The sequence below is a fragment of the Wujia chipingensis genome (assembly GCF_014337155.1).
In the GTDB taxonomy this organism is placed as follows: domain Bacteria; phylum Bacillota; class Clostridia; order Lachnospirales; family Lachnospiraceae; genus Coprococcus_C; species Coprococcus_C hominis.
Genome location: NZ_CP060632.1, coordinates 1099395 through 1121374 on the forward strand (window position 1 = coordinate 1099395; position 21980 = coordinate 1121374).

General features: G+C 42.9%; 19 protein-coding genes. 17 read left to right on the forward strand and 2 right to left on the reverse strand.

Annotated features, from left to right (window positions below):
* Nucleotides 1-10 precede the first annotated feature (10 nt).
* The 5 genes from H9Q76_RS05240 (at nucleotide 11) to H9Q76_RS13770 (ending at nucleotide 4448) form a co-directional block, all read left to right on the forward strand.
* Entirely contained in the window at nucleotides 11-883 is an 873-nt protein-coding gene (locus tag H9Q76_RS05240; protein WP_021986150.1) for a 3-hydroxyacyl-CoA dehydrogenase family protein, read from the forward strand.
* 77 nt (nucleotides 884-960) lie between these two features.
* Nucleotides 961-2127, forward strand: coding sequence for an acyl-CoA dehydrogenase (locus tag H9Q76_RS05245; protein WP_021986151.1), 1167 nt, complete (start codon nucleotides 961-963; stop codon nucleotides 2125-2127).
* 13 nt (nucleotides 2128-2140) lie between these two features.
* Complete coding sequence (locus H9Q76_RS05250; protein ID WP_021986152.1) at nucleotides 2141-2920, forward strand: electron transfer flavoprotein subunit beta/FixA family protein; 780 nt, start codon at nucleotides 2141-2143, stop codon at nucleotides 2918-2920.
* 25 nt (nucleotides 2921-2945) lie between these two features.
* On the forward strand, nucleotides 2946-4007 hold the full coding sequence (locus tag H9Q76_RS05255; protein ID WP_021986153.1) for an electron transfer flavoprotein subunit alpha/FixB family protein: 1062 nt from the start codon (nucleotides 2946-2948) through the stop codon (nucleotides 4005-4007).
* A 318-nt stretch (nucleotides 4008-4325) separates the two neighbouring features.
* The gene (locus H9Q76_RS13770; RefSeq protein WP_283243530.1) at nucleotides 4326-4448 is read left to right on the forward strand and encodes a hypothetical protein; all 123 of its coding nucleotides are present in this window, start codon (nucleotides 4326-4328) and stop codon (nucleotides 4446-4448) included.
* A gap of 17 nt (nucleotides 4449-4465) precedes the next feature.
* Here the strand turns inward: H9Q76_RS13770 and H9Q76_RS13875 are convergent, their stop codons facing one another.
* Nucleotides 4466-4627: a helix-turn-helix domain-containing protein gene (locus tag H9Q76_RS13875; RefSeq protein WP_177986922.1), complete on the reverse strand. Its 162-nt coding sequence runs from the start codon at nucleotides 4625-4627 to the stop codon at nucleotides 4466-4468.
* A 149-nt stretch (nucleotides 4628-4776) separates the two neighbouring features.
* Here H9Q76_RS13875 and H9Q76_RS05265 point away from each other — a divergent pair, with 149 nt between their 5' ends.
* From H9Q76_RS05265 to yihA, 11 genes are all read left to right on the forward strand, one after another.
* On the forward strand, nucleotides 4777-6135 hold the full coding sequence (locus H9Q76_RS05265) for an NPCBM/NEW2 domain-containing protein (protein ID WP_249321785.1): 1359 nt from the start codon (nucleotides 4777-4779) through the stop codon (nucleotides 6133-6135).
* Nucleotides 6136-6167: 32 nt separating this feature from the next.
* Nucleotides 6168-7031: a zinc ribbon domain-containing protein gene (locus tag H9Q76_RS05270; protein ID WP_249321786.1), complete on the forward strand. Its 864-nt coding sequence runs from the start codon at nucleotides 6168-6170 to the stop codon at nucleotides 7029-7031.
* 375 nt (nucleotides 7032-7406) lie between these two features.
* A complete protein-coding gene (locus H9Q76_RS05275; RefSeq protein WP_249321787.1) occupies nucleotides 7407-8117 on the forward strand; it encodes a YkgJ family cysteine cluster protein in 711 nt (236 codons plus the stop codon).
* Between the two features lie 327 nt (nucleotides 8118-8444).
* Nucleotides 8445-9146 carry a 5'-methylthioadenosine/adenosylhomocysteine nucleosidase gene (locus H9Q76_RS05280; RefSeq protein ID WP_118373677.1) on the forward strand — a complete coding sequence of 234 codons (702 nt, stop codon included), beginning with the start codon at nucleotides 8445-8447 and terminating at the stop codon, nucleotides 9144-9146.
* Nucleotides 9147-9230: 84 nt separating this feature from the next.
* Complete coding sequence (locus tag H9Q76_RS05285; protein WP_021984254.1) at nucleotides 9231-9710, forward strand: S-ribosylhomocysteine lyase; 480 nt, start codon at nucleotides 9231-9233, stop codon at nucleotides 9708-9710.
* A gap of 116 nt (nucleotides 9711-9826) precedes the next feature.
* Complete coding sequence (locus H9Q76_RS05290; protein ID WP_021984255.1) at nucleotides 9827-10045, forward strand: hypothetical protein; 219 nt, start codon at nucleotides 9827-9829, stop codon at nucleotides 10043-10045.
* Nucleotides 10046-10252: 207 nt separating this feature from the next.
* The gene (locus H9Q76_RS05295; RefSeq protein WP_249321788.1) at nucleotides 10253-15967 is read left to right on the forward strand and encodes a YDG domain-containing protein; all 5715 of its coding nucleotides are present in this window, start codon (nucleotides 10253-10255) and stop codon (nucleotides 15965-15967) included.
* 87 nt (nucleotides 15968-16054) lie between these two features.
* Complete coding sequence (locus H9Q76_RS05300) at nucleotides 16055-16258, forward strand: alpha/beta-type small acid-soluble spore protein (RefSeq protein ID WP_117780736.1); 204 nt, start codon at nucleotides 16055-16057, stop codon at nucleotides 16256-16258.
* Between the two features lie 212 nt (nucleotides 16259-16470).
* On the forward strand, nucleotides 16471-17757 hold the full coding sequence (gene tig, locus H9Q76_RS05305; RefSeq protein WP_021984257.1) for a trigger factor: 1287 nt from the start codon (nucleotides 16471-16473) through the stop codon (nucleotides 17755-17757).
* Nucleotides 17758-17792: 35 nt separating this feature from the next.
* Nucleotides 17793-19085 carry an ATP-dependent Clp protease ATP-binding subunit ClpX gene (gene clpX / locus H9Q76_RS05310; RefSeq protein WP_021984258.1) on the forward strand — a complete coding sequence of 431 codons (1293 nt, stop codon included), beginning with the start codon at nucleotides 17793-17795 and terminating at the stop codon, nucleotides 19083-19085.
* Nucleotides 19085-19684: a ribosome biogenesis GTP-binding protein YihA/YsxC gene (gene yihA / locus H9Q76_RS05315; protein WP_021984259.1), complete on the forward strand. Its 600-nt coding sequence runs from the start codon at nucleotides 19085-19087 to the stop codon at nucleotides 19682-19684. Before clpX ends, yihA begins: the two co-directional genes overlap by 1 nt.
* Here the strand turns inward: yihA and H9Q76_RS05320 are convergent.
* Nucleotides 19659-20177, reverse strand: coding sequence for a DUF4364 family protein (locus H9Q76_RS05320; RefSeq protein ID WP_021984260.1), 519 nt, complete (start codon nucleotides 20175-20177; stop codon nucleotides 19659-19661). The genes yihA and H9Q76_RS05320 overlap by 26 nt on opposite strands.
* Nucleotides 20178-20412: 235 nt before the next feature.
* Between H9Q76_RS05320 and rho the strand changes: the two genes are divergently transcribed.
* Nucleotides 20413-21882: a transcription termination factor Rho gene (gene rho, locus H9Q76_RS05325; RefSeq protein ID WP_118734038.1), complete on the forward strand. Its 1470-nt coding sequence runs from the start codon at nucleotides 20413-20415 to the stop codon at nucleotides 21880-21882.
* Nucleotides 21883-21980: the final 98 nt, after the last annotated feature.

Genomic DNA, 21980 nt, shown 5'->3' on the forward strand with positions numbered 1-21980 from the left:
GGAAATAAACATGAAGGTTGGCATTATTGGTGCTGGTACCATGGGACAGGGCATTGCAAAGGCATTTGCTATGGTTGATGGCTACGAAGTTGCACTTTGCGACATCAAGCAGGAGTGGGCTGAAGGCGGAAAGGATAAGATCGCGAAAGGCTACGCTAGACTTGTAGAAAAAGGAAAGATGACACAGGAGAAGGTAGATGCGATTCTTGCAAGCATCACACCTGGTCTGAAGGAAAATCTCTGTGCAGACTGCGATCTGATCGTAGAAGCTGCATTTGAGGATATGGGAGTTAAGAAGACAACATTTGCTGAGCTTGACAAGATTGCAAAGCCAGAGTGTATCTTCGCTTCTAATACATCTTCACTTTCTATCACAGAGATTGGAAATGGTCTTACACGTCCTATGATCGGTATGCATTTCTTCAATCCTGCTGACAGAATGAAACTTGTTGAGGTTATCGCTGGTGTAAATACTCCACAGGAGACAGTTGATAAGATCATCAAGATCTCTGAAGAGATCGGCAAGACACCTGTTCAGGTAAATGAGGCTGCCGGTTTCGTTGTAAACCGTATCCTTATCCCAATGATCAACGAAGCAGCATTCATCAAGATGGAAGGTGTTTCTGATATCGCTGGTATCGATGCAGCTATGAAGCTTGGTGCAAACCACCCAATGGGACCACTTGAGTTAGGTGATTTCGTGGGCCTGGATATCTGCCTTGCAATCATGGATGTTCTGTACAAGGAAACAGGCGACAGCAAGTATCGTGCATGTCCATTGCTTCGTAAGATGGTACGTGGTGGAAACCTCGGCTGTAAGACAGGCAAGGGCTTCTATGTATACAACGCAGATCGCACAAAGACACCTGTTGACGCTCAGTAATAAGCGTACAATCCCCGCACGTGGCTTTTCAGCCATGTGCGGATGTAATAATCAATCTATTATGGAGGATAGAAAGAATGGATTTCACTTTAGACAAGAAGTATGAAATGGCGCAGACTCTGTTCAAGGATTTTGCGCAGAACGAAGTAAAGCCTCTTGCGCAGGAAATTGATGAGCAGCACAGATTTCCAAGAGAGACTGTAGACAAGATGGCAAAGTATGGTTTCTTAGGAATTCCTGTTTCTAAGGAATTAGGCGGACAGGGCTGTGATATTCTCACATATGTTATGTGTGTAGAAGAGCTTTCTAAGGTTTGTGGTACAACAGGTGTAATCGTATCTGCACATACATCTCTGTGTGTAGACCCGATCGTAACATTTGGTACACCAGAGCAGAAGGCAAAGTATGTTCCGGATCTTGCATCTGGTAAGAAGCTCGGTGCGTTCGGCCTGACAGAGCCAGGTGCCGGTACAGATGCACAGGGACAGCAGACAAAGGCAGTTCTTGATGGTGACGAGTGGGTACTGAATGGTTCTAAGTGCTTCATTACAAATGGTAAGGAAGCTGACGTATATATCGTTATCGCTGTTACAGGTATCATCGAGAAGCGTGGCAGAAAGATGAAAGAGATTTCTGCATTTATCGTAGAGAAGGGAACACCTGGATTTACATTTGGTACAAAGGAAAACAAGATGGGTATCTGTGGTTCTTCTACATATGAGTTGATCTTCACAGACTGCCGTATCCCTAAGGATGCACTTCTTGGACAGAAGGGCAAGGGCTTCAATATCGCTATGCACACACTCGATGGTGGTCGTATCGGTATCGCTGCTCAGGCACTTGGTATCGCTGAGGGCGCTCTTGAGACAACTGTAAACTATGTAAAGGAAAGAAAGCAGTTTGGTAGATCAATTGCCCAGTTCCAGAATACACAGTTTGTACTTGCTGATCTTGCTACAAAGATCGAGGCTGCTAAGCTTCTTGTATACAAGGCTGCAAGAAAGAAAGATGAGTATCAGAGTGGCGCTAAGGTTTCTTACTCTGTAGAGGCTGCTATGGCTAAGCTATATGCTGCTGAGGTTGCTATGGAAGTAACAACAAAGTGTGTACAGCTTCATGGTGGTTATGGTTACATCAAGGAGTATGACGTTGAGCGTATGATGAGAGATGCTAAGATCACAGAGATCTACGAAGGTACTTCAGAAGTACAGCGTATGGTTATCTCAGCAAACTTGTTAAAGTAAGGAGGTACTTATCGTGAAAATTATCGTATGTATTAAGCAGGTACCTGATACAAAGGGTGGCGTACAGTTCAACCCAGATGGTACATTGAATAGAGGAGCAATGCTCACAATTATGAACCCAGATGATAAGGCTGGTCTTGAGGCAGCTCTTAGACTGAAGGATCAGTATGGCGCTGAGGTTACAGTTCTTACAATGGGACTTCCAAAGGCTGCAGATGTTCTTCAGGAAGCAATCGCTATGGGCGCTGACAAGGGTGTTCTTGTAACAGACCGTGTACTTGGTGGTGCTGATACTTGGGCAACATCTACAACAATCGCTGGTGCGATCAGAAAGCTTGACTATGATCTGATCATCACAGGCCGTCAGGCTATCGATGGTGATACAGCTCAGGTTGGTCCTCAGATCGCTGAGCACCTTGGACTTCCAGTTATCTCTTATGCACAGGAGATCAAGGTAGATGGAGACAGCGTAATCGTTAAGCGTCAGTATGATGACGGTTACCATATGGTAAAGGCTCAGATGCCATGTCTTATCACAGCACTTTCTGAATTAAATGATCCAAGATATATGACACCAGGTGGAATCTTCGATGCAGTCAATGCAGAGATCACAACTCTTGGTAGAGCAGATCTTGTAGATGTTGATGATTCAAACATCGGTTTGAATGGTTCTCCAACAAAGATTGCCAGAGCTTCTGACAAGGTTAAGAAGGGTCAGGGAGAGATGGCTCCAGAAGACGCAGATCCAGTAAGCTATATTGTTGGTAAACTGAAGGATAAGCACGTAATTTAATTAAAAAGGAAAAGTGGTGAATAAAATGGGAGCAATGAATGCAGAAGAATTAGCAAAGTACAAGGGCGTATTCGTCTTTGCACAGCAGGTAGATAATGTATTAAGCGGAATCTCTTTCGAGCTTGTTGGCGAAGGAAAGAGACTTGCAGAGAAGTTAGGCACAGAAGTAACAGCAGTATTGGTTGGTTCTGATGTTTCAGGACTTGTAGATGAGCTTGCTGCTTACGGTGCAGATAAGGTAATCGTAGTAGACGATCCAGAGTTGAAGAATTACAGAACTGAGCCATATGCACACGCACTTGCTTCAGTTATCAATGAGTTCAAGCCAGAAATCATGTTGGTTGGTGCAACAGCAATCGGCCGTGATCTTGGTCCTACAGTTTCAGCTAGAGTTCAGACAGGACTTACAGCAGACTGTACATTACTTGAGATCGGTGATTTCCCTGTTAACCCAATCCCTGGAAAGGAGCAGAAGCACAATCAGCTTCTTATGACTCGTCCAGCATTTGGTGGTAACACAATCGCTACAATCGCATGTCCAGACAACCGTCCTCAGATGGCTACTGTACGTCCAGGCGTTATGCAGAAGCTTGACAAGGTTGAGGGTGCAAAGGCTGAGGTTATCAACTACAACCCAGGTTTCACACCAAATAACAGATATGTAGAGATCCTTGAGATTTCTAAGGCTGTTTCAGACATCAAGGATATCATGGATGCAAAGATTCTTGTATCTGGTGGTCGTGGTGTTGGTTCTGCTGAGAACTTCAAGCTTTTGGAGGATCTTGCAGACGTACTTGGCGGACAGGTTTCATGCTCACGTGCCGTTGTAGATTCAGGCTGGAAGCCAAAGGAGCTTCAGGTTGGTCAGACAGGTAAGACTGTACGTCCACAGCTCTACTTCGCAATCGGTATCTCAGGAGCAATCCAGCATGTAGCTGGTATGGAAGAGTCTGATATCATTATTGCAATCAATAAGGACCCAGACGCTCCAATCTTTGATGTAGCTGATTATGGTGTTGTTGGTGATCTGAACAAGATCGTTCCAGCACTGACAGAGGCTATCAAGGCTGAGCTTGCTGCAAAGTAATTTGATTACTTGCAAAAGTAAATAGTAAATAAGAGTTTAGAACCACCGTGTATCGTAAGATATGCGGTGGTTTTTTGTTATAGCGACGAGGAAAATGCACGCATTTATGCGGTGCATTTGACGACCGCTAATCAGAGACAAGATGTGCAGAGCGCCATCTTGTCTCTGTGCAAGCTTGTTGACTCAAAGTGGGCGTGGAGAGAAATTGGCAAGCGGAAAAACCCACGACGTGGGCGTAGGAAGAGAGAAGCAAGCGAGAAAGCCCACCCTGGAAGCTTATTGTTGGGTTGCGGGGAGAAAAGTGGGCGTGGAGAGAAAGTGGCAAGCGGAAAAACCCACGGCGTGGGTGCAGGAAGAGAAAAGCAAGCAAGAAAAACCATCCCGGAAGCTTATCGTAAGGTTGCGGAGAGAAAACTAGCTGAAAAAATAAACAACCAATAATTTGACGTATTGGTTGTTTATTTGAATGTAACGATATCATTTGGAGTACATTCTAAAATATTACATAATTTATTCAGGGTTAACATTGTAATATTTTTGCCTTTTTTCAAACTATCTAAAGTTCGATTATCAATTCCGGATTTTAAAAGTTTATATTGACTTATGTTCTTTTGCTCCATGGTAACCCAAAGCGGAGAATAGTCTATCAAAAGAATCAACCTTTCCTTTTTTATAGAGTATATCTAAATTGCTAAAAATAGCATATTGTGAATATAATCACAATATGCTAAAATTTTTATAAAATAATAAACAAGGGGAGCAGACTAAAATGAAAAAAATAAAAATATTTTTATTGGTTATGTGTGCCATCATTTTATGCGGTTGTACAAAAAGTCAGGAACAGTTTTCCAAGGAAATTACGAATGTCGTGAAGCAGTACAATAATGGAGATATTTCCTATGATGAAGCATCTTCAGAATTAAGTTCTATGTATAATAATGCAGATTCAGAAATGAAAACAAAAATTGATGAAGAGCAAGCACTACTGGATAATCTCAAAAATTCAAAGGATGCGTTCGCATCAGCGCAAAATGCAAGTAATGTAAATAACTACAAGTTGTCAATCAAGAGCTATGCAGATGTAATTGCAGAAGATACGAATTATGAAAAGGCACAGCAGGCGATTGTAGATGATGGTAATAAGTATTTGGAAGAGGTACATAAATTAGGCGAGACATATATTTCTGAGGATAAATATGCAAAAGCAATTTCTGCATATAAAGATTCGAAGGATGTATATGATGATGGCAGTGCGGATACTTGGATTGCGGATACAGAAAGTCAGTACAAGCAGAATGTAGAAGCGCAGATTGAAAAGTGCGTGTCGGATGGAGACTATCAAACAGCAATCATAGATTACAATGAGTTGTATGATTATTTTAAGGATGAGACATACACTGTAAAAATAGCTGAGCTTGAAAATGAATGGGTAAACAAGGTTGTTGCAGAATCTGAACAGTATTTGAGCAATGGAGACTACCAAAATGCAAAGAAAGTATTAAATCCTGCATTGGGACGTATAAAAGATGATGAAGAGTTAAAGGCACAGGAAGCTCGTGTAGAGGAGTTTACACCGGTAAATTTATTTTCTCTGGATTCTTTTGCTGAAACGACAGGAGAATATGTGTCTGTAAAGAACTGGTCAACCGGAGATAAGACCAATACAGGAAATTCCGGTTATGCAGGCAAAAAAGTAAGTGTTGAGGATAATATGGGAATTGGAGATTTAAAAGATTATAGATATAAGACCATTTACAATATTGATGGAAATTATGATACACTTACTGGATTATTTGCAATAGACTTCGATTCGAAAGATTGTACCGCAGATAATTTTGGAGCACAGTTCTTCGTTTTAGGAGATGATGATATCTTATATAAATCCGATTGGATTCGGGGTGGAGATATGCCGCTTGAAATCAACTTAGATATATCTGGAAGAAATCAGGTCTCAGTAGGCGTATTTGTGGTTAATTTTATGAATGGTGGACATTTGACTTATACAGAAGATTTCTCCGTAGGCTTATGTGATCTGTATTTGAATAAAACATATGTGCCGAAAGGGACGAATGCAGATGGCGTATCAGGTGAGGCGGACAATGGTGTTTTGCCAAGTGAAAATGAATAAGATTGCATTTGGATGAGAGGAATGGTGATAACGTGTATTGTAAAAATTGTGGGAATTATATAGAAAAAGGACAGCCTGTTTGTCCGAATTGTGGGAGCGCGCAGGCAACGGCAGGAAAGATAATAAAAAGGATACTGTTGGGCATGGTAATATGTGTATTATGTGTAGTGATTTTTGGTGTCGCATATTTTTCATATATTGAGCATAAATATTCCGATGGCAGTAATATAACAAATTTTTTGGTAGGATCATCGGGAAGTGTACTAGACGATAACGATCACATAAATGATATATATATTGAGTCAGAGCAGCAGATTGAAATCACATCTGTTTTTTATGAAAAATTCAATGAATTTTCAGCAATAGCAGATATTGATCTGGGGATTGGATATCTGACAAATGTTCAGGTTACATTGAAAGTTCCGATTTTAGGCTCTCGTCAGACTGACGTGAAATGGGATTATTGCTATAGTCAAAAGAAATATTATGCAGATTTAAAAGATGAGGAAAACACTCAGAAAAATTATACGGAATTTGAGTATAAAGTGGAACCGGAATTTACGGGTAGGGATATAATGAATTTTATTGGCGTCTATGATGCATACAATGTTATGCAAATGGGAGTAACTTCTATCACGAATACATATGACTCGTTTGAATATAGTGTTTTGTGGAAATATCCAAATGATGGACAAATACATCAGAATTGGGTAAGGGCGGAATTCGATTATGCGAATCAACAGTGGGTTTTGAAAGAACCAACAGCAAAAATGGATAATCTTTTATTTTCATTGATTAAAAAGGCAGGTACCTTCGAAATTGATACAGAATACAATCAAAATGATATAGTATATATTGATTTGGGAGGCGCGGGAGGCGCTGAAATAGAGGAATAATTTAATATGATAATAAAAAGGTTCACTGTATATCCTCCCGTATGCAGTGAATCTTTTTTATAGAAAAAAATTTTGCGAAATTATAAAAAAAATAAAAAACAAGACATTCTATATTTAGAAGGGAGCTTTGAAATCTATACACAGATATAAAAGGAAGCATCCTTCCAAAATAAGAAGAAAGGAGAATGGTCGTATGAACACGATGGAGATTTTGACTCTTTTGCTAGTGATTGTGGGTTTTTTGAATTACATAAGCACCAAATAAGAGTAGTAAAAACACAAAGAGGATACCTCACGAAAGGTATCCTCTTGTATTACGCAAATAATTCTGCTATTATCGTTACGTGGAAAAAGTTACAGAAAAAGGAGTTACCTATGATACGCGAATGTAGTCTGGAAGAGATATCCGATGGACGGACATATAGAGAAAATGATATGGTGAAAGCGGATACGGCTGGGTGTGATGGCTGTTTCAAATGCTGTACAGGCATGGGAAATTCTATCATCTTGGATCCGTATGATATCTGGCTGTTGAAGAATTTCTCGGAGGGAGCGAAGCTGACATTCGAACAGCTCCTTGCAACCGGAAATGTGGAGCTGAATATCGTGGATGGCTTGATCTTGCCGAATCTCAGCATGAAAGAACAGGAACGATGTGCTTATCTTGATGCAGATGGGCGGTGCCGGATTCATGATGTGCGACCGGGAATCTGTCGGCTGTTCCCGCTTGGAAGAGTCTATGATGACAAGGGAGATTTCTCTTATTTCTTGCAGACAGGCGAATGTGCCAAGAAGAACCTTGCGAAGATCAAGGTGAAAAAGTGGACATGCTTGCGATGCCCGGAGAAGAACCGGGAATTTGTCACGGTGTGGCATGCATTGATCCGCACAGCCGGACAGAAGATGGTGGAACATAAGCAGAGTGGCCGTGGCGAGAAGCTTCAGGAATTGGCGATGTATATTCTGAACGAATTCTATGTTGCGGACCTGCCGGAAGCCGCTTACGACGATACCGGAATCACAACAATCTACGAAAGTTTATGTAATAAGATAGAAAATGCAAGAGAATCTCTCGCGCATTTTTAGTAAGAGGAAGAAAATATATAATTGCAAAACGGGACATGCATATTTCCATATTTATAATTTGAAATTCAAGAATATGCATATGTTTGGAACTTAGAATTACTTAATGTTCTGGAAGATAAGCAGAAATGATTGAACACGATGTTCAATCAAGCCGCCATTGAGCCACGGATGGCGAATTGGCGGCGGTTTCGTGTGACGAGATAATGTGTGCCAGAACATTTAGTAATTCGTAGTTTCAATACATCGCATAGAATTGGATTTCAAATATAAATATGGAAGATAGAAATATCCATTTTGCAATTATATTGGAATTAAGGAGGAACAAAAATGCTCGGAATTATCGGCGCAATGGATGAAGAAGTTGCAAAATTAAAGGAAACTATGCAGGATGTCACAGTCGAGACAAAGGCTTCTATGGAATTCTATAAGGGAACGATGAATGGCAAAGAGGTTGTCGTTGTCCGCTCTGGAATCGGAAAGGTCAATGCGGGAATCTGCACACAGATTCTGTGTGATCTGTATCATGTGGATGCTGTGATCAACACAGGAATTGCAGGAAGCTTAAATGCGAAGATTGATATCGGCGATATTGTGCTTTCGACTGATGCACTGCAGCATGATATGGATGCGACAGGCTTTGGATATGAGCCGGGCGTGATTCCTCGGATGGAGACATCGACATTTATTGCAGATGAGAAGCTGCGAAAGCTGGCGAAGGAGTGCTGCGAGCGCGTGAATCCGGATATTCATGTATTTGAAGGACGCGTGGTCAGTGGCGATCAGTTTATTTCTGATAAGGCGAAGAAAGAATTTATCCTGAATACATTTGCAGGCGATTGTACTGAGATGGAAGGTGCAGCGATCGCACAGGCTGCTTACCTGAATCAGATTCCGTTTCTGATTATCCGAGCGATCTCAGATAAGGCGGATGACAGTGCGACGGAGGATTATCCAACCTTTGAGGCGAAGGCAATCGCGCACAGCGTAAAGCTCGTGCAGGCAATCGTTGCAGGATATGCGAATGCATAGAATAAGAGTTAATCTCATATGTGATTCCATGTATAAATAGAATCACATGTCGAATATAGAATCAATAAGAAAGCAGGTAAAATCATGGAGAAAATAGCAAGCTTTACAGTGAACCATTTGAATTTGTTGCCGGGTGTGTATGTGTCAAGAAAGGATAACGTCGGCGGAAATGTGATTACAACATTTGATCTGCGTATGACCAGACCGAATTATGAGCCGGTGATGAATACAGCAGAGGTGCATACGATTGAGCATCTGGCAGCAACTTTTCTCCGGAATCATAAGGAATACGGAGAGAAGATTATTTATTTTGGACCGATGGGATGCCGGACAGGCTTTTATCTGATCTTGGCAGGCGAGTATGAATCGAAGGATATCGTGCCGTTGCTGAAGGAACTGTATACATTTATGAGCGAGTTCGAGGGCGATGTACCGGGCGCGTGTGCGCGGGATTGCGGAAATTATCTCGATATGAACCTGCCGATGGCGAAATATCTGAGCAAGAAGTATCTGACGGAAGTATTGGAGAATATTTCGGAAGAGAGACTTGTTTATCCGGAATAGTTATCCACAATATCCACAAAATGCGCGTATTTGTTGCATTTTACAAAATGTCTTGAAAATCCCATGCAAACCTCTTATCATCTTAACTATAAGGTAAGGATGGAAGGAGGAGTTGTATGGGAGAAGAACAGGACATTCCAAGAAAACTTGAGTATGAGAGTTTGGCTGAGTATGATGCATTCCGTAACCCTTCGATCGTGGAGGAACAACCTTTTTATTACAAAGGGATGAGCCGAAGCGAATATGAAAAGGAACTCGCATATCTCAATCAGAACCTGTCATCGTTTTATGAAGGTTCATATGTTCCGCTCTGGAAGCAGTCGTGGTATCAGTAGGAGCTTTGGCCAGCACCCGAAGATACAAAATAAGTCATTTTTTCTAAATGAACCCCAATATTTTGTAGGAATTTTATAAAAAGTATTTGATTTTACATATCAGTATGGTACAATGAATTATAATTGCGGACAGGTATAGTTTGACTTGAATTATTATGGAAAATGTATCGAGGATATAGAGAGTTTATAAGGTAGAGAGGTGTAACTATGAACTTTAAAGACAAGCTGGTAAGTAAATTATTGGATATCGGAAAGAAACACCGGATATTAGTCTATCCGATGCTCGCTTTGGTTGCGGTTGTAACTGCAATCTCGCATGCCATCTGCTGGGGACGCGGAAATGGCAAGAAGATGGTCGCATCAATTATGGTTGTGGCACTTCTGATCACGCAGTCGCTGTTCCTGACGTCATCCGCTGTAAATAATGGTGATGATGCAAATGCAGCACTCACGAACACTGCTACGGATGCAACCAGTGTGATGAACAGCGGGGATGGAGCGGATGATCCGATCCAGTTGCTTGATGCAGACGGAAATGCCGATGCCGCAGATGACGGAACGGCGGATGCAGAAACAGCAAATGTTACATACTATGCATATACAACCTCATCTCAGACAATTGCCGGTTTTTCAAAGGCTTGTGCAGTTGCAGACTCTACCATTACTTTGATGAGCGATAATGCAGAAATTCTGCAGGGATTTGGTCTGGATGCAAAATATTTTACGACAGACAGAAATCTGTACAGCGATGCACAGTGTACAACGCCGATCGCAGGCAACCAGATGACCACGACAGAAAATGGAACATATCAGGTATTTGTAAAGATTACAAGAACCGCATATACGCTTGCATTTTCTGACTGTGGTGATCAGGGAGACGTCGCAAGTGTTACAATACCGACAAATGAGACAAATACCGGTAATGTCGAACAGGTGATGACATTTGCCGTACCGGGATCAGACGATACCTATCATTTCTATAAGAGAGGATATAAGTATATCAGCCTTGGAGACAAGATGATCGGTCAGAGTATCGAGGTGAAATCTTCTGATGTCCGTACGAACACGATTACGGTAAAGGCAGGCTGGGAGCCAATCAAGGACATGAAGCTGACATACCAGTTGTATGATCCATCGGTTGTAGGTGTGCTTGATCCGGTAGAGTCAGCCGATGCAGTTGTTGAGAGTGCAGCTTTTGCATATGGCGATACAGTCTCTATCATGACTTTGGATGAGAGTGCTTATATTCAGAATAAAGGATATTATTTCGCAGGCTGGAAGATCGAGGGCACGGATACGATTATTGATCCATCCCAGACAGCAACGATGGCTGCGACGATTGACAGTGGACTTGTAAAAGAAAATGGTGCACTGACAGATGCAACGAATGTTGCACCGGTTAAGCTGATCGGTCAGTGGAAATATAAGGAAATTGAGCTGTATGTCGACGGCAATAAGGTCGATGGCAGTGATGCGGCTGTGACAGGCATGTACGGTACAGCTATGAACCATGTCATTACAGCAAAGTACAAGAAAGATGGCGCAGAGAGTGAGTCCATCCAGTTTACAAATGGTATGCAGGCGGTTACAACCGGACTTGGTACTTATGGACTTTCTGTAAACGAATCGGCAAATTCTTATACGATAACAGGTACACCGAACAATGTGACAACGGATGCACAGAGCTATACATTTACGGTGACAGATACGAATGACACAAGTAAGACAGCAACCTTTAATCTTGTGTTTGCTGTTGAAAAGCTTCCGGTTATCATTGGAGAAGTCAAGGATGCTTCCACAGGAGGAACTTTGACGAAGGTGTATGATAATTCGGATACTATCCAGGTGCAGACGACAGCGTCTGTCACAGCACAGGACGGCAGTGTACCGGATTGTATAACAAACGATGCGATTCAGGTAACGTTCGATGTAACCGCAAAGATGCTTGATACAGGAAGTGTGAAGGGCAAGGATGTCGGAACTGGAAAGACGATCCGTCTGACATCACCAAGATTATCTGGAAATAATGCAAACTGCTATGAATTGCTGAATGTAGAAGAGGGACACCTCGATGTGGCAAACGCAGCTACTGTAACGAAGCGTACCTTGAACGTGGAGGTTGCATATGATGTGGATTCTGTATTGTTTGGACAGGATAGTCCGGAATGTACACTGACGATTACGAATCCAGATAATATTGCACAGGGAAATAACAATGAAGAGCAGAATGCATATGCGGCAGATCCGAATACATTTATGACAAGATATCTTGGACTGAATAACAAGGATGCATGGGAGACAAACCGCAAGATTTATAGCAGCCCGGCAAATGCGTATTACTATATCCGTCCAACCTTTGCAAGCAACGGAAACTATGAAGTAGTTGTTGCAAATCCACCGAAATTCTCGGTGACAAGAGAAAGCTCCGATGGATATTTCTCCATCAAGGAGACTGCGGTTGGTGGATATTATCCAAGTTATACGATCGTGGCAACGAACGGATATGATATGGTTCGAATCCTGAGTGATGGCGAGGTTGATATTTCCGACACGATGACACGTGCACAGGCAAAAGCGTTGTTCAAGAACCAGTCCGCAGGTATTACGGCAGATGGTACTTACACGAACATCCGGTTCCAGTTGTACAATTCGACAACCAATGCAATCTCTACAATCTACACAGTGAAGGAGACGATCATTGTAGATACAAAGATTCCGGTTTATGTAAGCCATACAGTGGAACCGACCGGCTTTGTAAATCAGCTTGGGTTTGGTACATATTATCATTCGCAGAACAATGTCACAGGTATGACACTGACAGTTACATACCGTTCAGACGAAAGCCCTTGTGATTACCTGCATTATTATTTCGCAGGTGAGGACGCAAGTACCGTTCCGACCACGACGATGCAGACAAAGATGGTATCGAAGGGAAATGGTCTGTATGAGGCAACACTTCTGGTAGGAAGCGGCTATGCCGGACAGCTGGTTGTATGGGCAACCGATACAAAGCAGAAGGAGTCTGCACATACAAAGCTGGTATGTTATACAACGAACACTGATGCAAGTCTGACAGATAAATATTATGAGTGGATGGTTGAAGGAACCCCTCCAACTGCTGCGCTGAGCGTACAGGGAAATGGAGAGGCTGCGCTGACAGATAAGTGGTACAATACATTGGATGCAGCAATCGCAGCAACGGATATCGACAGTGGACTGGATGAAGTGACATGGAGTGTTGAGACACCAAGTACAACTGTGACAGCTACGACATCTGCGTATGGTGCCAATGCGACAAAGAATGCAAAGATTACAGATTATACCTTCCACCAGATCATTACAGGTGGTGCATCAAATAATTACACACCGGGTGAGTATTATATCTCGGCAGTGGTAAAGGATAATGCAGGCAATACGGTAGATGTAGAGAAGCAGGGTCCATTCCTCTTCGATGGCATCAAACCGGCAGTGACATTGTCTGATGATGGAGAAAGCCAGACGCAGTTCCAGTCCGATGTCACGATTACGATGGATGCGACAGAGGGTGAGCTGGAAAGTGGTATTGACAGCATCGCACTGTACAAGGACAGCACAGGCAGTGAGCCGATCCAGACATGGTCTGCCGCTGGCGCGAAGAGCTGGACAGAAAGCTATGATGTAACAGAGAGTGGAACCTATATCTTAGTTGTAACGGATATTGCAGGTAATCAGTCTACCGAGCAGGTAACCTACAGTCATATTTCTTCGGAGAGACCAGACAAGCCAAGCGTATCAATCGCGAAGGGCGATAATGGTGCGATTGGAAATGCAGGCTGGTTGATCGAGGATAAGCCGAAGGTAACAATCAAGTCAACAACGGAAACAAGTGATAAGGTTCCGGTCAAGACATATTATAAAGTGATTTATACAGACGCAAGTGGAAAGCATGAATCACAGGATAGTTTTACCGGAGAGAGTTATACATTTGCGCTGGACGGACAGGGTGATGTGACAGTGGAAGCGTGGGCAGTCAGCGAGGCGGGCTGTCAGAGTGATACTGCTTCTGAGGATGCAAAGGTTGATATTGATGGACCGGCTGTGACGATCACAGATTCTGTGGTTGATGCAAATGGAGATGTAACAATCAACTTCCAGGCAATTGATTTGATCAGTGGTGTAGATACTGACCGGGTACTCGTAAATGGCAACGCTGTATCGGTAACAGATACAGATGGTGTGGCAAAGGGAAGCTTCAAGGCAGATGGCAGTGCAACTTACACGATTGTTGCTTATGATAATGCAGGCAACAAGTCCGCAGAGGTAAGCTTTGAGCCGCTTGGACTGGAAGTAACACCGGTAACAGCAATCACAAATACAACAGCACATATCGAGGCGCAGGTAATTCAGGGAACAAACCCATTGTCAAAGAGCCTGTGCTATATCGAGTATAAGAAAGCGACTGAGACAAGCTACGATACCGTACTTGTCAATAAGACAGATACTGCAAGCGGAATTGAGATGATCTACAATTTCAGCAAGCTGACACCAGATACGGTATATAATTACCGTGTACATGCAGCGACACTGAATTCTTCTGAGGAGCGTGTGATCGAAGGAAGCTTTAAGACGCTGTCTGGCAATTCGACGACTACGATCTACGGTACGGCAGCTTATAACGATTCACTGCCAGATGATGTGAAGGATAAGCCAATCTACATTAACCTGTACCGTGGCAATACGATTGTCGGCGGTGAGGTTGTAACAAGCGCAGACAATACACGGTATATGTTCACCGGTGTATCCGATGGAACGTATCGTATCGTTGCAACAAACGGTACTCTGACGAAAGAGGCATCCGTGACAGTTGCCGATGGCATGATCACCTATCCAGAGACCTATTCGACAACCGGAGGAATCAACTTTGTACTTTCCGGTCTGTCTACGGATGTGATTTTGGATGATGGCGATGTAGAGATTGCTGTGGATGGTCTGGATAAGATCTACAACAACAGCTACTACAAGGGAAATGTAACGGATGATGATCTTCGAATCGTTCAAAATGGTGGCCGGATCGATATTGCTTTGCATGCAAGCTACATCAAGGTAAGCGATGTGACATCCGAAGAGCAGGGAATCTTCGCAGATAAGCTTGGCAGCCGGACAGAAATTGTTCGTTATATAAGATTATACATCGTGAAAAATGTATATAATGAGTTTGGAAATTTAGAGTATTCACAGAATCTGACAAGACTGTATGAGCCCGTGACGATCTCCTTCCCATTGGAGGATCTGGCAGGTGAGAACATCAAGGTAGCATCGCTGCATGCAGAGGGAACGGATTATTTGTTCAAGAGCTGGACAGATGCAAGTGAGGTTACACTGACGCATGATTATGTGATCATCAACACAGACCGTTTCTCGACCTACGCACTGTATCGTGTGACACAGCCGAAGACTTACACGGTTGTATGGAAGGACGGCGATGGAAATATCCTGAAGACAGAGACTGTAGAAGAGGGTGCTTCTGCAACACCACCAGAGGGAACACCGACGAAGACACCAACCAAGGATTACACATACACCTTTGAAGGCTGGGATCAGGATTATACAAATGTCACAAAGGATATGGTCATTCTCGCATGGTTCTATTCGACAAAGCGTGATGATACAACGGAAGATCCTGGCACAACGGAAAATCCAGGTACGACAGAGCAACCGGGTACAACGGAGGGACCAAAGGCACCGAATGCAAATGTGACACCGGGTGGTAACGGAGCAAACGGTGGACAGAACACGTCAAAGAACCCAGTGAAGTATACATATATGGGAGCGACTGGTTCTCCGCAGACGGGTGATGCAACACCAATTGTATTGCTTGTATGTGCAATCGTATTTGCAGGTGCAGGAATCGTAGTTACGATCAAAAAGAGAAAAAGTTTCTAAAAATTAACAGTTATAGTTCTTCGCATACCGAACATAATAAGAGTAAGACAAACATGTCTTAATTTAAAAGTATGGAGGTAGATAATTATGAAGAACTCAAACAACACAACAAGCGTACCAGAGGCTAAGGAAGCTATGAACAAGTTCAAGATGGAAGTAGCAAACGAGCTCGGTGTAAACCTGAAGCAGGGTTACAACGGAGATCTTACTTCCCGTGAGAGCGGTTCAATCGGTGGCGAGATGGTCAGACAGATGATCAAGAAGCAGGAGCAGCAGATGTCTGGTAAGTAATCAATCTGACCAGATGGATATGCGCTAAGTAAGACCATGTAAGGGAGTTTGTTTCTATATCGGTGATAATGGGAAACATTATTGCATAAGATATAGAAACAAGCTCTTTTTTTGAGCAAATATATAGACTTGCGAAAAATCTTATGATATAATGCAGAGAATAGTGCTTACAATGGATAGTAGGCGTTGCAAGTTAAGGAGGAAAAAAACAAATGAGTTTAGCAGTAGAAAAATTAGACGGAAGCATGGCAAAATTAACAATTACAGTACCAGCTGAGGAGTTTACAAAGGCAATCACTTCTGCATACAACAAGCAGAAGAGTAAATTCTCTGTACCTGGATTCCGTAAGGGAAAAGTACCACAGGCATTCATCGAGAAAATGTACGGTGCTGCTATCTTTTATGAAGATGCTGCAAATCAGCTTATAAATGAGTATTATCCAAAGGAACTCGAGAACTGTGAGGAAGAGATCACTTCAAACCCAGAGATCGATGTAACACAGATCGAGAAGGGTAAGGATTTCATCTTTACAGCAACTGTAGCTGTAAAGCCAGAAATCAAGATTGGTGATTACAAGGGTGTTGAGATCGAGAAGATCGATACAACAGTAACAGACGAAGACGTTATGGCAGAGATCCTGAAGGATCAGAAGGAAAACGGAAGAAAGATCGATGTAACAGACAGAGCTGCACAGATGGATGATGAAGTTACAATCAATTTCGAAGGCTTTGTAGATGATGTTGCATTCGAAGGTGGAAAGGGCGAGAACTACAAGCTTACACTTGGTTCACACTCCTTCATTGATACATTTGAGGATCAGATCGTTGGCAAGAATATTGGCGATAAGTTCGATGTAAACGTAACATTCCCAGAAGAGTATCATGTAGAAGATCTGAAGGGTAAGCCAGCTGTATTTAAGGTAGAGCTTCTTGCAATTTCTACTCTGGAGCTTCCAGAGCTTGATGACGAGTTCGCAAGTGATGTTTCTTCTTTTGAGACATTTGCTGAGTACAAGGAAGACAAGAAGAAGACATTGGAAGTAAAGAAGGAAGAGCAGGCAAAGCGCGAGAAGCAGTCTAAGGTAGTTGAGAAGATCGCTGAGGCAGCTGAGGTTGAGATTCCAGAGGCAATGATTAAGTACAACCAGGAAAGAATCATGAATGAGATGTCTCAGAGAATGATGTATCAGGGACTTCAGATGGAGCAGTATCTCCAGCTCATGGGAACAACAAAGGAAGAGTTCTTAGAGCGTGTAAAGCCAGATGCAATCGCAAGAATCAAGACAAGCCTTGTTCTTGAAGCAGTTGCAGCTGCTGAGAATATCGTTGCAAGTGATGACGATGTAGATGCTGAGATCCAGGATATGGCTACACAGTACCAGATGAAGCCAGAGGAACTGAAAGATATGATCGGTGCACCAGAGCTGGAGAATATCAAGAAGGATATCGCTTCCAGAAAGGCACTCGAATTCCTTGGCGAGAATTGTAAGGAAGTTTAATCAAAAAGCTTCACATGAGTTAGGAGATAATTAGAATGGCAAATCGTTCAGACGATAAGAAAAAAGTGAGATGTTCGTTCTGTAACAAATCACAGGAACAGGTGCGCAAGCTGATTGCAGGACCGAATGTATATATCTGTGATGAGTGTATTGAGATTTGTTCTGAGATTATACAGGATGAATTTGATAATGAGCCTTCCGATTCAGAAATCAATCTCTTGAAACCGAAGGAAATCAAAGAATTTCTGGATGATTACGTGATTGGACAGGAGCAGGCAAAGAAGGTGCTTTCGGTTGCCGTATACAACCATTATAAGCGTATTTTGGCAGAGAAGGATTTTGATGTCGAGCTTCAGAAGAGTAATATCATCATGATCGGACCTACGGGCTCCGGTAAGACATATCTGGCACAGACACTGGCAAAGCTTTTAAATGTTCCGTTTGCAATCGCAGATGCAACTGCTTTGACTGAGGCTGGTTATGTCGGAGAAGATGTAGAGAATATCTTATTGAAGCTGATTCAGGCAGCCGATTATGATATCGAGCGTGCACAGCATGGTATTATCTATATTGATGAGATCGATAAGATTACAAAGAAGTCTGAGAATGTATCTATCACACGAGACGTATCGGGTGAAGGTGTACAGCAGGCACTTTTGAAGATCATCGAGGGCACGGTTGCTTCCGTTCCACCACAGGGTGGAAGAAAGCATCCACAGCAGGAGTTTATTCAGATTGATACGACGAATATTCTCTTTATCTGTGGTGGTGCATTCGAAGGTATGGAGAAGATTATTGACAACCGTATCGGTAAGAAATCCATCGGTTTCAATGCAGAGATCGCAGACCGTTCTTCCGACAAGAAGGTTGGCGAGATTTTAAAGCAGGTATTGCCAGAGGATTTTGTAAAGTATGGTCTGATTCCAGAGTTTATCGGACGTGTGCCAGTCAGTGTTACGTTGGATCTTCTGGATGAGGATGCGTTGGTACAGATTTTGTCAGAGCCAAAGAACTCCATCTGCAAGCAGTATAAGAAGCTGTTTGAATTAGACGGTGTCGAATTGATTTTTGATGAAGATGCACTTCGTGAGATTGCGAAGGAAGCTATGACAAGAAAGACCGGTGCGAGAGGACTGCGTGCGATCATTGAGAAGACGATCATGGAACAGATGTATGAGATTCCTTCTGATGATACCGTTGTCAGCTGCCGTATTACAAAGGATATGGTGGATGGCGTTGCAGGTCCGATCATTGAGCGCTCAGACGAACCAAGAACGAAGAAAAACGCTTCCCGTAAGCGTATAAAGCAAGAGGATTCAATCGCGTAATGGTTATCAAATCAGCAGAATTAGAAACAGTATGCGGCATTACGAGTAAATTGCCGGAAAATACATTCCCGGAGATTGCTTTTGCGGGCAAATCAAATGTTGGAAAGTCTTCGCTGATCAACGGTTTATTGAACCGGAAATCGCTGGCGAGGACTTCGGCATCGCCCGGAAAGACACAGACGATCAACTTCTACAATATCAACAAGAATCTGTATTTTGTTGATCTGCCCGGTTATGGCTATGCGAAAGTATCGCAGGAAATCCGTAACAAATGGGGCAAGATGATTGAACGGTATCTGCATGCGTCGACACAGTTAAAGGCAGTATTGCTTTTGGTTGATATCCGGCATGCACCGGGAGAAAATGATGTAACGATGTATAACTGGATCGTGGCAAATGGATATGAGCCGGTTATCATTGCGACGAAGCTGGACAAGATCAAGCGGAGTCAGAAAGACAAGAACATAAAAGTGATTCGAGAGACACTGGGATGTGGAAAAGAGACAAAAATAATTCCCTTCTCCGCTGTATCAAAACAGGGGAAAGAGGAGATTTGGAACTTGATTGAGGATTCTATTCAGACATCCACAGTTGATTGACAAGATATTCATAAATGCCGGAACTTTTGCTGCGCCAGTTGTTGCAAATGGTTTCGGCTTGTGATTTTGTTGGGACATCGAATTTCAGATCGATCAAGGTTTCCTTTCGATCTTTGATGATGCACTGTACGGTGTACCAGTTCGAATCGTTGTAAAAGTAGTCCGCATAGATTTCGGACTCTTTTTTTACGTTGATACGCTCTGCCTTGAGATATTCTAAGATATCTTCCTTGATGGCGTAAGGCAGACGGTTCTCAAAATAGGAGAGTGCCTCCTCGCCGGAGCTTGTGATCTTATAATGAATCGTGTCGCGGATTGTGTCCGTGGAGATGAACTCATCGTTGATCAGCTCGCTTAAGGACTCGTGCAGATTGAACACACTCGTGTAATCTTTTCCAACAATAAAGCCCGAGATCAGAGAGTTCGTCATCGTATAATCGGTCCGATCCAGCATATATAAAATCATCAGTTTGTATAGTAATAACCCTTCCATGATACGTTCCTCCTATTGTGTCCTTTTTACTTTACGCTACCAGAAAGCAAAAATCAAGAAAAAAAGCAAAATTAAAGGTTTACGAGTTTCATTAAGTGTGCTAAGATAAATATAATCTTTCTAAAGGTATAAAGTATCACTTCATTATTCAGTGAGATGCCCCAGAATTAGAGAATACAAATAGTTAAGTACAAAATGCAACATAAAAGTAGGTTATTTGAAAAAGGAGACACGCATGGAATTTAGAAAAATGTCTTTGGCTGAGTTGCGGGAGTATGCGAAAGAAAAAGGAATCCGCAATATTTCAACACTCAAAAAAGCCGAGCTTGCCGAGCTTCTGGAAAATATGGAGAAGATGATGGCAGCGAAGAAAAAAGAAGCCGAGCAGAAGAAAGCTACGGAGCGCAAAAACCAGGAAATGGCAAAAGTACGTCCGGATACACGACAGGCGAACCGCATAAAGAATCCGGCAGAAAATTATCAGGAGCTTCGGAACATTGAGCCGGAGGAAGGCGAGACAGAAGCGGAGATTCAGGTATTTGACGGACAGGAATACAATCCGAAGCTAGACAGTGGTTCGGAGGCAAATGGTATTCTGGAAGTTATGACTGAGGGCTATGGATTTATCCGTAGTGCAAACTATCTGCCAGGTGATCGTGATATCTATGTATCGCCGGTACAGATCCGGAAGTTCTGTTTGAAGAAAGGTGATATCATCGGAGGTCCGGTGCGGAACAAGACACAAGGCGAGAAGTTCTCGGCACTCTTGTTTATCCGTCATGTGAATGGTATGCTGCCATCGGTCGCAGCAAAGCGGAAACCATTCGAGGATCTGACACCGATTTTCCCGAATGAGCGTATTTCACTTGACGAGACAGGTGCTCCGGTCGCTATCCGTATCGTGGATCTGCTTTCTCCGATCGGAAAGGGACAGAGAGGTATGATCGTATCGCCTCCAAAGGCAGGTAAGACAACCCTGCTGAAAGCGATTGCAAAGAGTATCAGCACAAGAAACCGGGACATGCATCTGATCGTGCTTTTGATCGATGAGCGTCCAGAGGAAGTGACAGATATCCGCGAGTCTATCGAGGGTGAAAATGTTGAGGTTATCTATTCGACATTTGATGAGCTTCCAGATCACCATAAGCGTGTATCGGAGATGGTAATCGAGCGTGCAAAACGTCTGGTCGAGCATGGCAAGGATGTTGTGATCCTGCTTGACAGTATCACAAGACTGGCAAGAGCATACAACCTGACGGTACCACCAAGTGGAAGAACGTTGTCTGGTGGTCTTGACCCGGCAGCACTGCATATGCCAAAGCGGTTTTTCGGTGCGGCACGTAATATGCGTGAGGGCGGAAGCCTGACAATTCTTGCAACGGCACTGGTAGAGACCGGAAGCCGTATGGATGATGTCGTATTCGAGGAGTTCAAGGGAACTGGCAACATGGAGCTGGTGCTTGACCGGAAATTATCCGAGAAACGAATCTTCCCGGCAATCGATATTGCGAAGTCTGGTACGAGACGTGACGATCTGCTTTTGACTCCAGAGGAGCAGGAGGCAGTCAATATGATCCATAAGGCACTGACCTCTGCAAAGTCGGAAGAATTTACCGATGAAATCCTGAAGTTGTTCGCAAGAACAAAGAATAACCGGGAATTTATCGAGATGGTAAAGAAGATTTTGCCATATGGAAGAAGATAGGAAAACAGCCGGAATAAATGTGACAAAAATTATCAGAAATATCAAAAAAATGCTTGAATTTCTTGATATGGTATGATAAAATCCGTATGTTGTGTAAT